Here is a 12,073-nt window from a genome sequence, read left to right on the forward strand (position 1 = left end):
AAATCAAAAGATTGGCATTTTTATAACATAACCTTAGTTAATGTATTGCGATTAACTATAGCATTAATCGATTAGCGAGCTTGATATTGTGCATAATAATCGTCAAGTACCGCACGAGTTTCACGGCCAATTAATTCATATTCATAATGAGTTAAGTTTGCTAATGATACGCGAGCTGAAGCATGTACCACATCAAAACCTCTACCAGGAAGTAAAATCACCCCAGTTTTATGGGCTAGCACAAATAAGAAGTCATTACCTTTATCGTTGTCTTTGAACCATTGTACAAACTCATCACCATAAAGTTTGCCACCTAATGTGTCTAACTCAAGCAAAGTATAGTAATCAACGCGATCTTCGTTATCTTCAACTTCAATGCCCATGTTTTTATAAAGCGTAATGTAGCGTTCACGGATGATACGTTTACAAGCCGCTTTATAGTTATCTTCCATGTCCATTAAACAGCTTAATGAAAACAGTGCCATTTGAACTTGCTGTGGCAGTGCTAAACCAGCGGTGTGGTTTAAAGCAACTGCGCGGCTGTCTGCCACTATACGGTCAATAAACTTGATACTGCGTGGATCAGGAGTCAAAGTTTTGTAGCGATTATCCAGTTGTAACTGATGTGCTTCTGGTAATGAACGCATCGCATCATCAAATACGTTGTTATGTTGAATGGCGATTGTACCTAAACGCCAGCCTGTTGCGCCAAAGTATTTTGAGAACGAGTAAACACATAAAGTGTTGTATGGCAGTTTGGCAAATAATGACACAAAGTTATCAGCAAATGTGCTGTACACATCATCGGTAATAATGAATAAGTCTTTACGTTTAGTGTTAACAAAATCTGTTAAACGGTCCAATGTGTCATTGGAAAATTTAACTGAAGCTGGGTTAGCGGGGTTAACTACACAAAGTAACTTAATGTCGGTATCAGCTAATTTTTCAATTTCTGATTGTGGTACCTGCCATGTTTTTTCGTCTAGACGAATTTCAACAATTTCTAGCGCATATTCATCAAGCTCTGGAATTTCTAAATAAGGGGTAAAAATTGGCGTAATTAACGCAACTTTGTCACCTTTTTTAAGTAAACCATTGTTGAACATTGTTGCGAAAGTATAGGTCATTGACGCTGTACCACCTTCAGTCGCAAACAGGTCAAAGTCAGTTGTCATAGGCATAGTGCCGTACATTTCTTCGCCTATATACTGCTTAACCACTTTCTCGATGTTCGTTAGCATACGAGAAGGCACTGGATAGTTACAGGCTAAAAATGCATTCACAAACTCATTAAGGAATGACTGTTTTTCAATACCTAAACGATCTTTAGCATAGCTAATGGCTTTTTGTAAAAACTGCACACCTTCTCTGTTTTGGTTTTCTTTAGCGAAGGTATCAAAACGCTCTACCACGCCCACACCATCGGGGATGCCGCCAAAGCCTTCGTTCAAGTATGAATAGCTGCGCTCTGATTCTTCTAAGGCAAAGTCGCCCAAGCGTAAAAAGGCTTTACGAGGTAAAGTCGCTAAAAAGTTAGGGTTACCACGGCCAGCATCTAAAAGAATTCGGTCAGGAACTGATTTGGCAACTTCAATTAATTTATCTTTAAGTTCAAATGGGCTTAGATCAGCAAATTTAGTGAAATCCATTGTTGCTGTTGCATCTGTAGTGTTTAATTTAGTCATAATATTTACCTTTATAAAAATATAATTTCGCTTTAATTTAAATAGTGGTCGATGACAGGGGTTGTCACTCTCATCGACTGCTAAAAATGAGTTAACTGCTAGAAATAATGCCGACAATGATTGGGCCCCAAAGGGTTAGCAACACATTGGCAATGGCGTAAGTGACGGTGAAGGCAAATACAGGGGTCGCATTACCTGCTTTTTCAAGTAAAGCGGCAAAACCTGGGTTAGCGCTGCGTCCACCAGCAACACAAGCCAATGCTTCAATTGGGTTCTTAATCTTCAATACGTAGTAAGAGATAAAGAAAGAGATAATTTGTGGAATAATGGTCACACCCACGCCTAAGAACAATAGCGTCAAACCGTGCTCTTTAATGGTATCAATGGCTTGTGGCCCAGCTTGTAAACCGACAATCCCAACAAATACCGCTAAACCAAAATCACGTAAGAAGTTTGAAGCGCCCAGTGGCAGTGACCCCATATTAGGTTTACGACTACGTAACCAACCCACAAATAAACCTGAAATCAAACAACCTGCACCTGAACCAATGGTCACTGGGATGCCAGCAATTTTAAAGTTAATCAGACCAATCAATAGGCCAGCAACCATACCTAAACCAAATAACACATAGTCAGTTGAAAACACTGACACTAAGCGTTTACCAATGTTTTTCTCGATACGGTTGATGTCTTTTGCAGAACCCGTCAACTGAATAATGTCATCTTTTTTGACAACAAAATCTGCGGTAATGTGTTGTGAATGACCACCACGAATAACATCAGTGACATAAATACCACGGTAAGTATCCAGATTAGTTTCGGCTTTTATTTGCGCGAGAGACTTGCCAATTAATTGCTTATCGTTCGCCACCAGCTGACGATTCTCTTCAATCAGAACAGTGCCTTCAGGTAATGCAACTTCACTGTGAGCGGACTCAACATGCCCTGCAATCGCTTGACGACGACCCGTCACCACTAAAATATCACCAGCTTGTAATACCACTGTTTTATCGATTTCAACGCTCTGTCCATCACGGGAAATCATTTCAATGGCGACATCTAGCAGATCGCCGTTAATGGCTTGAATATCGCGACCGATCAATTTACTTTCAGGCGAAAGCTTATAGGCACGGGAGACTAAATCAGTCATGGCATTGAATTCACCAGGGGCTAATTCAGGTTTACCATCAGACATTTCGTCAGCTAACTTTAAAGCTTCTTCACGGATATCCCATTTCATAAAGGTCGGAATTAACCATGACACCATTAAGATAGGGCCTAATGAACCAAAGATATAAGTTACCGCGTAACCCACAGCAACATTCGTCTGCATTAAACTTTTAGCTTCTTCAGTCACACCGCCGAGCTTGGCGATAGCATCACCTGCGGTGCCAATAATGGCTGATTGCGTTAACCCACCGGCAGCAAGGCCTGCAGCTGTACCACTGTCTAAGTTAAATAACTTAGCCGCCACTAATACCGTAATTAAACCGGTTACCGTCATCACGACAGCGGAAAGTAAAATGTTGATAGTTTTGAAGTTAAGCGCGCCAAAGAATTGTGGCCCACCTTGATAACCGACTGCATAGATAAACAATGCGAAGAAGATAGTTTTGACGCCGGGGTCTATTTGCACACCAAATTGGCCAATTATGACTCCCATCAACAAGGTACCTGCGACACCACCAAGAACAAAACGTCCTATAGTAATTTTGCCGACCAGATAACCAAGTGCCAGAGTAATAAACAACGCAATATAGGGCGAAATAGCAAAAAGATTTTGGATGATACTCATAATCATTGCAGCCTTACGGGTTAGGTTTATAATAATGTTAAATTTATAGTACAAGAATTAGAGAGTTGCAAACTAGCTGGCATATTGGCTGGAATTAATACTGCTCAATCCTGATTGAACCTTCCAACCCGACCGTTTGACCAGTGATCTCTCGTGTCTTTCGCTTCCTTGGAAAACATAATAGAGATAAAGCTTTCATCTAATTAATACATTTTGACGGATCTAATCCTCCATAAAAAAATAAAATTGAGTCGCCCCATCTGCACCAGATATAAGCAACTGATAAATAAAGCTTTAAAATATACTCACTTAGGGAGGGTGATTTTTAAGGTTGCTAAAATAATTAAAATAAATTTAAAAAACCAAAAATAGACGAAATTAGATAGGAAATAGCGAAATATGCCTTAGGGTTCAGAATTAAACGCCAAGTAAAGTTAGCTTCATTCATCGACTAAATAATCATGAAGCACCAGAAGGCAAAACCAATTACATTCAAAAACTTAAAAAAGTAAACAGAAGACTATCCAACTATATAAAGGCTACGATTGGACTATTTATCCATATATCGATTACTCGCCTAAAGTGCGGTTTTGTATCGTGTTAACATAAAATTGAGGCACAAAAAACCTAACTTCAAACACCATTTTAGCGTTAATGCCACAACAGTATCGAAGATTAGGTTTTAGTTTGTCAGCCCTTTAAAGCAAAGACGCTAGGGCTGACTCGTCGTACCGCATATAGCAGTATATAACTTACATTAATCGTATTCGGTTAATAACAGCTTAATTTCACGACTGAAATCGCCGCCATATTTAGCATCTCGCAAACCGTATTCAACAAACGCTTTCATATAACCAAGTTTATCGCCACAGTCATGGGATTTACCCGTCATATTAAAGGCTTCCACCGCATCTGATTTAATGAGCATATCAATGGCATCAGTTAATTGAATTTCATCCCCTGCGCCCGGCGGCGTTTGGGCAAGTAAATCCCAAATTTTTTCTGACAACACGTAACGACCAACCACGGCTAAGTTTGACGGCGCTTGACCCACAGCAGGCTTTTCAACCATTTTATACACTTTGACTGACTCTCCAGCCATTACGGTTTCACCAGCGCAATCTGCAATGCCGTACTTGTTGACTTGCTCATCAGGTACAGGGGCCACCATGATTTGACTGGCTTGGGACTCCTGATATCGCACCAGCATAGAAGCTAAGTTTTCAGTTCGCTGATCTGCTGAGTAGGCATCTAAAATGACGTCGGGCAACACCACTGCAAATGGATTATCTCCAATACAGGGTTTTGCACATAATATCGCATGCCCTAAGCCCTTAGCCTCCCCCTGACGCACATGCATAATGGTGACATTTCTAGGGCAAATAGACTGCACCTCATGTAACAACTGACGTTTAACCCGTTTTTCTAAGGTTGACTCAAGCTCGTAGGATTTATCAAAGTGATTTTCAATGGCGTTTTTACTGGCATGGGTCACCAATACAATTTCTTTAATTCCCGCACTGACGCATTCATCAACAATATATTGGATTAAGGGTTTATCAACTATGGGTAACATTTCTTTAGGAATGGCTTTGGTAGCGGGCAGCATACGGGTGCCTAAACCTGCAACGGGAATAACAACTTTCATAAAACATCCTTATTAACTAGCGCTAAATTGTATAGTAAAAGTGAAACTAAAATGATTTTCGGGCCTTTCGCTGGGGCTCAGAAGGTAAATAACGAACCGACCAACACAGGGTTATTATGGTTAAAAACAGTAACGTATTGGCAGGTGCTTGTAGATGGAAATCAACCGAGATATGCAAGAGCATATATACAATCGCCATAGCGCAGCCAAATGCGATACCCTTATAAAGCTTGTTATTGCGTCGATACATGGTTCGACAAGCAAGCCAAAACGAATACAGCACCCAAGCGCCTAATATCAGTGTCATAACAACACCATACTCAATTACAAATTGCACATATTCATTATGGGCATGATCATAAAAACCAGAGTAAAACTGGGGCTGATATTGCGGAAAAACCGTATAAAAGCTGCCTCCTCCTGTACCTGTAAAAAGATTATCTTGAATGATAGGTAAACTATCAATAACCACATTATCTCGGGTTTCTGAAGCAAAGCTGGTCTCAGCTAAGCGCTGCTTGACTTTTTCAACTCCAAAAATCGAACCGACAATAATCAAATCTAAAATAAAAATACTGATAACTAAGGGTTTAAACAATGTCGGCGGGCGGCGATAGATAAATAATGCAATAACCGACATCAGGCCTAAAGCGGCAAAAAAGCCTGCATTGCCCATCCGCGAACGGCTCATTATTAGTCCTATAACCATCAACACGATTGCTAAGCGTAAAATTAATTTTCGACTTAACAGTGTTGATATCATCCCGATAAGCATGGCGCGCTTATCTTGATCGTGCTTGGTGGTTTTAAGCTCTGATAACAGCCAACCAAATGCAATGCTTAAACATAAGGCTAAATAATTAGCAAAATGATTTTGATATACAAAGGAGCCACGGGCCTTTTCGCCATCACTAAAACCTAAAATGGGCGAGGCATCTAACTGCAATAGATTCAGAATCACCCCATAAAAAGCCTGCAAACACCCTGATAAGATAATTGCAATAAACAGCCATCTTAAGGTTTTAGAATGCTGACAATATTGGCTTAATAAGAAAATAAAAATTGAATAACACAAAGTTTTAAGGAGTTGTTGTTGAGTTTGGTAAGGGTCGACGCTATCAATACCTGGAAGCCAATTAAGATACTGTAAAAATAAATATATCAATAATAGCCCTGGGGGGATCAATAATTGCTTTTGCCACTGGTAGCGAAAAAATGCACTATCATGCTTCAGGCAATAGCCAAGATGCACTATCCCCAATGATATTGTTGTAAATTCAAGGATCGCCAACGCCCAAATACGATTACTGCCTAAAGGGATTGGCATCCAAATAATCACCACACACAGAGCCAATATCATAAAATGATCAAAGCGTCCGCTGAAAACCTTCGTTGGTTTGGCAAGAGTATCCATTAACCACACAGTTCCTTTTCAACCCAGTGCTTATCTTTAGGAATTAGCGCTGGAGTGATAAATTTAAAATAGGTACATACTATTGGTGTCATGTCATATTGAGTGGCTAAGCGCTTCAAATCAGTGCGCACGCCCCAGCTAGCCATTGCAGAAATCCGCGCCGTTTCAAAAACGGTTTTCTTTTGTACTAGGGTTAACTGAGGCCAATAAGCAAAACCGATGGCTAGTATTTGATGCAATACCTCAGGAGTATAAGGACCGTACAATAAAGCCTTATCTATTAGCGGCCATACTTGTGAGACATCATGCTGAATGAAGGCTAAATTATATGCGTAATCACTATAAGCATTAGGCCATGTCGGCCTTTGGGAAATAGCATTGGTATATAACTGGTTAAATAGTGTGTTATTGCCAGCGGCAAAATTTGCATATACGCCCCACTCCATCACTTTTGCCAAGGTTAATAAATAGTGAGGGTTATTACTATCAAGGTTATAAGCATTATCTGCGGCCAATAATGCCGTTGAGTATTGAAGCTGGGTAGGAGGGTTATTTTTCTGCCAATGATCAATATAAAATCGGGATTTAAAATGATACGCACTGGCCATGCCTTTTTGCACAATAACCGGCAATATCGCCGTTAGCAAAAGGAGTAAAAATACATATATCAGCCTTTGCCTTGACCAAGTGAAGTTTTTTATCATTTTAAACTTCAACATTTTATGTCATTACCTTAATGATTATTGAAATAGCGAATTTGAAATCGTTCTTGGCATCTCTGTCGTTAATGCAAAAGCGTACTCTTCATCAACTAAGCTACTAACCAACTGCTTTGCTTGGGCAATTTTAGGCGGGCGACGTTTTAAAGAATGACAATCTGAAGCGATAATGGAATAAAAACGCTCTTTTAAAAAGTGCTCACTCAATTGCTGCGGCGCCGAGCCAAAATCGCCAATTAGCGACGCTGCGGTTAACTGAAATAAGCAGCCCGCTTGGACAAAGGGGTTAATTCTATTGGGGTGGCTTTGCAGCTCTCTATTACGCTCAGGGTGAGCAATCATCGGCAGTACATCTTTACTCAGCAACCAGCTAATTAATCTATCTGTACCCGCGGGGATATGACTACTGGGTAACTCTAATAGTAGGACATCTTTTTGCTGATAATGACCAATAAAAGGCAATTTATGTTGCTCAACAAACAAGACTATTTCTGGTGAAATCCGCACTTCTGCTGCCGCGCGCAATTCAATAGCAATATTAGAACTAACTAGGGCTTGTGAAAGCGCCTTATAAGCTGCAGATATTGAGTTGATATCATTGTCATATATGCCTAAATGGATATGCGGGGTTGCCACCATGCGGGTTATCCCTTGCTCCTGTGCTAAAGCCATTAAACTCAGTGCTTCATCAACGGATTTAGCCCCATCGTCGATATTCGCTAATACATGGCAATGTAAATCAATCATACTTTTATATTGTCCAAATCAGAAAATCCCATGGGCCTATCTTTGGCAGCATAGTCTACAAACTGCGCTGGTTTATCTTTAGGAGTCTGATCCGCGCCATAAGCTTTATAGTAGCCATAGTCACCTTGGTAATGCTCAGCATCTTTGGTATTAAACTGGTTCAGTATCACCCCAAAGACTTTACTTCGAGATTGATTAAGTTTTGCGAGGCTTAATTTAATCACTTCATTGCGCGTATGAGCTGCTTTCACCACTAATACCGTTGCATCACATAACGAAGTAATAATCAATGCGTCACTGACGGCATGTATTGGAGGTGTATCAATAATGATTTTACTGTATTGGGTTTTAAGCAAGGTTAACAATTTAGGGAACTGGCTAGAAGACAGAAGCTCCTGCGGGTTAAGTGGCACGGCTCCCGCAGGCATAAAGTCAACGTTCGGTTTAACATCGGCAACAATACAGTGAGGGAGACTTTCGGTACCTGATAAGAAATTGGCCAGACCAGGTTGGTAAGATGGCAAGCCAAAACGTTCACCCATACTTGATTTACGTAAATCAGCATCGATTATCAGCACTTTCTCCATGGTTGAAAAAGCAAATCCTAAGTTCATAGACGTGCTAGTTTTACCTTCATTTGGCGTCGACGATGTGACCTCAATCGTAGAAAAGTCAGTTCCCATTGCCATTAAAGACATCGAGGTTCTAATTGTCCGCACAGCTTCAGCATGTAAAGGCTGATTACTGTCATAAAAGGCGAAATTAATCTCTTTATAGCTGGCTCTTTTCTTGGCTTTAGGAATATAACCAAGTGCTCTTTGGGACAATATTTTTTCTACATCATCGCTATTTTTGATGGTGTCATTTAATCCATCAAGCACTAACACCATAACCACACCGAAGCCTAAGCTGGCAAAAAAGGTCAATATTACAATCAACTTTTTATTGGGTTTAGTAGGATAGATTGGCACAATCGCTCTGTCAGTAAAGCGGGCGATGGGCGAGTCAAAACTGCCGGTCACTTCGGTTTCTTTTTGACGAGCAAGAAAGCTATCAAACAACTGTTGATTAGTATCAACTTCACGCAGCATGCGGCGGAAATCAGTATCTATAGTACTCAGGTTTTGAAAAGAGCCTTTTGATTTATTAAACTGCGCTTCTAACCCCTTCAGCTTACGTCCTGCTGTTTGCGCTTCTTCTTCAATACCTCTCACTAATCTTGCTATTTGGCTATATAAATTACTCTGCACTGATTTAAGCTCAGCTTTGGCCGCGATCATTTTTGGATGCTTAGGCCCATAAATTTGCTCAAGCTCAGAAACTTTTCTTTCAACAATCACCACTTCACGCTTAACATTTTGGATCGAAGGATGTGATGTTACTTCAGGTAAGCTTTCTAAACGGCTGATATCAGTAGCACCGTAGCGTCTAACTACGGTAATAAAACTCTCTGCCTGGGCTTTACGTGAGCGCGCCATAGCAATTTCATCACTTAATCGTTCGAGCTCTTTAGCATCTAACGCTGTGACCCCTTCAACATCAACCAGACCATTCGCCCGCTTAAAAGATTCTAAGCGAGTTTCAGATTCATCTAACTTTAATCTTAGCTCTTCTAGCCTTCCACCTAACCAAGTATTGGCCTTTTGTGTCATACCAACCTTGGCTTCCAATTGGCTTAAAATATAGGTATCTCCCACCACATTGGCCACTAATGCGGCCAAGCCGGGATCTGAGCTTTCATAACGAATATGGACCAATTGTGTTTTTCTAACCGGCGAAATACTAATATCTTCGGCAAAGGTATCGATTAATTGTTGTTTAATAATTTCTTGGTCAATGTTTTCTGTGGCACTCCCTTCAGGTAATAAGTCTTTAGGTAAATATTTTTCGGGAATATATTCTTTAGGAATAAAGTCGAGCAAGTATGTCAGTTGACTAAAAATACTCGGCTCTTGAACAAAAGCAGGATGATTTATTAAATCTAATTCGTTAAATACCCGCTCAGCAATAGAGCGCGATTTTATAATTTCAAATTGAGTTAAATAATATTCTTGCTGCCCTGAATTAATACCATAAACTTCATCTATTTTAATGGCATTAGCCTGTTCTGACTCAATCAATAAAGTGGACTTGGCACTGTAAATTGGTGTCATTTTCAATACCACAAAAATGAGCAGAGAAGTCACCAACAACGCAAAAGTTAATATGCGCCATTTAAAACGCATGACAGGTTTTATGAGCTTTTTGAAATCAATTAGCTGATCCATTTGAATTTGAGGCAATGGGTTGGCTCGCCTTTCCTGCTGAGTCATTTAAAAGAACCTCTGTTCAATGGTAATAGTATCACCAGCAAAAATCTTACTGTTGATGTTGCCGCGCTTAGAATCTACCTTTGCCCCTTCTCGGGAGATATTAATTTTGTCTTCTGAAGCCCGCTCTGTCAGCCCGCCTGCAAGTGCGATGGCTTGATTGACTGTCATTCCTGGTTGATAAGGGTAGCCACCGGGTTTCTTAACCTCGCCATGAATGTAAAAAGGTCGATACTCCACCATGCCGACATAGACACTAGGCTCGACAAAATAATCCCCTTTTAGGCCTTTATAAACAATTTGCTCCACTTGTTTTATAGTCAAACCGTTAAGTTTTATAGGGCCTAAAAAAGGGAAATTAATGGTGCCACTATTGGTGAGTTGAGTTTCCAAAGTTAAAGCATCTTCGCCATAAACTTGAATAATGATGGTATCGCCAGCACCTAACAGATAACTATCATCAGACACGACCGCCTCAGCAGTAGAAACCGGCATCATGGATAAAAGAGCTAAAACTAGGCTTAATAATAGAAATCTCATGATTGCACCAATAATTACAGGGTCATTTCAGCAGTAATAAAGTAGATATTACGATCGTAATCAAAACGTTCTTGTATTGATGTATTGTCAGCAATATCCGCGCCGGCTCTTAACGTCATCCAGCGCAACACTTCAAAATTGAACGAAACACGATAAACATTGGTGGTATCTTCACGTTCAAAGCCTGTGTAATCGTCTTGTATTCTATCGTACCCTAGAGTTGTACCGAACAAGTCGCTCCAATCATGGTTCCATTTGACCCCGTAAGTGGTCTCACGCACATAATCACCAAAGGTATCTGGGTCTTCACTACTGCGACCGGTATAGAAGTCAAACTGACTATAGGTCAGTGGTTTCCAGGTTACTTTGGCATCCCAAGCTACACCGCTAAAATCTTCTCGCTCTTGATTATCAAAAGCCTTTTTCTGATAACCGACTCTAATAGAGCCCTCAGTGGTACTGGTTGCTTCCCACTCAACACCTAGCTGTAAATTTTGAGTGTCACTGTCTCTATCTCCACCAGGGTCCATGACATCATAAGCAGTTTGTATATATTGATAATCAACAAATATACTGGTTGCTGCTCGAGTATCATAAAAAACGGTAGCCCCTAATTTTACGTTGTCTTTATTACGGAACTGGGTTAATTCTTTAAAGTTTGTATATTCCTTAGAATCATATAAACCATTAATCCTAACTCTTGCCGGCGTTGATTTAGCGCCATACTCATAATAACCACCTGCTTGAAAAATATCATAGGTAGCAGGTTCTGTTGGCAGTCCATCATCAAAGCCGAAATCGAACACACCAGTACCACGATCTTCATGACCATAAAAATACTTAGCTTCAAGATTAAAACGGTTGCTTTGATTTAACTCTACCTGAGCGCGAGCTTTTAATAGTGCATCAAGGTAGTTATCGTCGCTACTATCGAAATAATCACCGTACTCAATACCGGCATCAATAGTATAAATGTTATTCCCATCGAGCATTTTTACCTGAACCGCAGGGGCTACGGTTAATATCCAACTTTCTTCTTCATTTGTACTTCTACTGGCAATATTATCGTCATACTTTAAGCCTGCATTTAATGCTGGAATAAAATCGACGCCGGACTCAGTGGTTATTACTCCAGCCTTTTCCTCTGCAGTTACATTTGCGATCCCAGCAGCAGAGACGACTAAAACTGTAAATATATTAAGCTTTGTTATCATTG

The 12,073-nt window shown here is 40.3% G+C and carries 9 protein-coding genes; all 9 read right to left on the reverse strand.

The genetic code is table 11. The features are described 5' to 3' along the window. Positions 1-71: 71 nt before the first annotated feature. On the reverse strand, positions 72-1,685 hold the full coding sequence (locus BM739_RS08035; protein WP_076539452.1) for a bifunctional aspartate transaminase/aspartate 4-decarboxylase: 1,614 nt from the start codon (positions 1,683-1,685) through the stop codon (positions 72-74). A 91-nt stretch (positions 1,686-1,776) separates the two neighbouring features. Then, complete coding sequence (gene aspT, locus BM739_RS08040) at positions 1,777-3,480, reverse strand: aspartate-alanine antiporter (protein WP_076539740.1); 1,704 nt, start codon at positions 3,478-3,480, stop codon at positions 1,777-1,779. A 757-nt stretch (positions 3,481-4,237) separates the two neighbouring features. Continuing rightward, the gene (gene galU, locus BM739_RS08045; protein ID WP_076539454.1) at positions 4,238-5,128 is read right to left on the reverse strand and encodes a UTP--glucose-1-phosphate uridylyltransferase GalU; all 891 of its coding nucleotides are present in this window, start codon (positions 5,126-5,128) and stop codon (positions 4,238-4,240) included. Between the two features lie 46 nt (positions 5,129-5,174). Continuing rightward, a complete protein-coding gene (locus BM739_RS08050) occupies positions 5,175-6,542 on the reverse strand; it encodes an O-antigen ligase (protein ID WP_076539457.1) in 1,368 nt (455 codons plus the stop codon). Further along, positions 6,542-7,261 carry a hypothetical protein gene (locus tag BM739_RS08055; RefSeq protein WP_139326849.1) on the reverse strand — a complete coding sequence of 240 codons (720 nt, stop codon included), beginning with the start codon at positions 7,259-7,261 and terminating at the stop codon, positions 6,542-6,544. The genes BM739_RS08050 and BM739_RS08055 overlap by 1 nt, the downstream gene beginning before the upstream one ends. A gap of 21 nt (positions 7,262-7,282) precedes the next feature. Next, positions 7,283-8,008 (reverse strand): tyrosine-protein phosphatase, encoded by a 726-nt coding sequence (locus BM739_RS08060; RefSeq protein ID WP_076539461.1) that lies wholly within the window; start codon positions 8,006-8,008, stop codon positions 7,283-7,285. Beyond that, positions 8,005-10,320 (reverse strand): polysaccharide biosynthesis tyrosine autokinase, encoded by a 2,316-nt coding sequence (locus BM739_RS08065; RefSeq protein ID WP_083698098.1) that lies wholly within the window; start codon positions 10,318-10,320, stop codon positions 8,005-8,007. The genes BM739_RS08060 and BM739_RS08065 overlap by 4 nt, the downstream gene beginning before the upstream one ends. Further along, positions 10,321-10,857: a polysaccharide biosynthesis/export family protein gene (locus tag BM739_RS08070; RefSeq protein ID WP_076539464.1), complete on the reverse strand. Its 537-nt coding sequence runs from the start codon at positions 10,855-10,857 to the stop codon at positions 10,321-10,323. Between the two features lie 14 nt (positions 10,858-10,871). Beyond that, positions 10,872-12,071, reverse strand: coding sequence for an outer membrane beta-barrel protein (locus BM739_RS08075; RefSeq protein ID WP_076539466.1), 1,200 nt, complete (start codon positions 12,069-12,071; stop codon positions 10,872-10,874). Positions 12,072-12,073 lie beyond the last annotated feature (2 nt).

It is taken from the genome of Shewanella sp. UCD-KL21, assembly GCF_001957135.1.
GTDB lineage: Bacteria > Pseudomonadota > Gammaproteobacteria > Enterobacterales > Shewanellaceae > Shewanella.

Excerpts from the sequence above, each read along its gene's own strand:
- aspT (WP_076539740.1), bottom strand. The coding sequence starts at position 3,480 with ATGAGTATCATCCAAAATCTTTTTGCTATTTCGCCCTATATTGCGTTG.
- BM739_RS08055 (WP_139326849.1), bottom strand. The coding sequence starts at position 7,261 with ATGTTGAAGTTTAAAATGATAAAAAACTTCACTTGGTCAAGGCAAAGG.
- BM739_RS08065 (WP_083698098.1), bottom strand. The coding sequence starts at position 10,320 with ATGACTCAGCAGGAAAGGCGAGCCAACCCATTGCCTCAAATTCAAATG.
- BM739_RS08075 (WP_076539466.1), bottom strand. The coding sequence starts at position 12,071 with ATGATAACAAAGCTTAATATATTTACAGTTTTAGTCGTCTCTGCTGCT.
- BM739_RS08070 (WP_076539464.1), bottom strand. The coding sequence starts at position 10,857 with ATGAGATTTCTATTATTAAGCCTAGTTTTAGCTCTTTTATCCATGATG.
- galU (WP_076539454.1), bottom strand. The coding sequence starts at position 5,128 with ATGAAAGTTGTTATTCCCGTTGCAGGTTTAGGCACCCGTATGCTGCCC.
- BM739_RS08060 (WP_076539461.1), bottom strand. The coding sequence starts at position 8,008 with ATGATTGATTTACATTGCCATGTATTAGCGAATATCGACGATGGGGCT.
- BM739_RS08050 (WP_076539457.1), bottom strand. The coding sequence starts at position 6,542 with ATGGATACTCTTGCCAAACCAACGAAGGTTTTCAGCGGACGCTTTGAT.
- BM739_RS08035 (WP_076539452.1), bottom strand. The coding sequence starts at position 1,685 with ATGACTAAATTAAACACTACAGATGCAACAGCAACAATGGATTTCACT.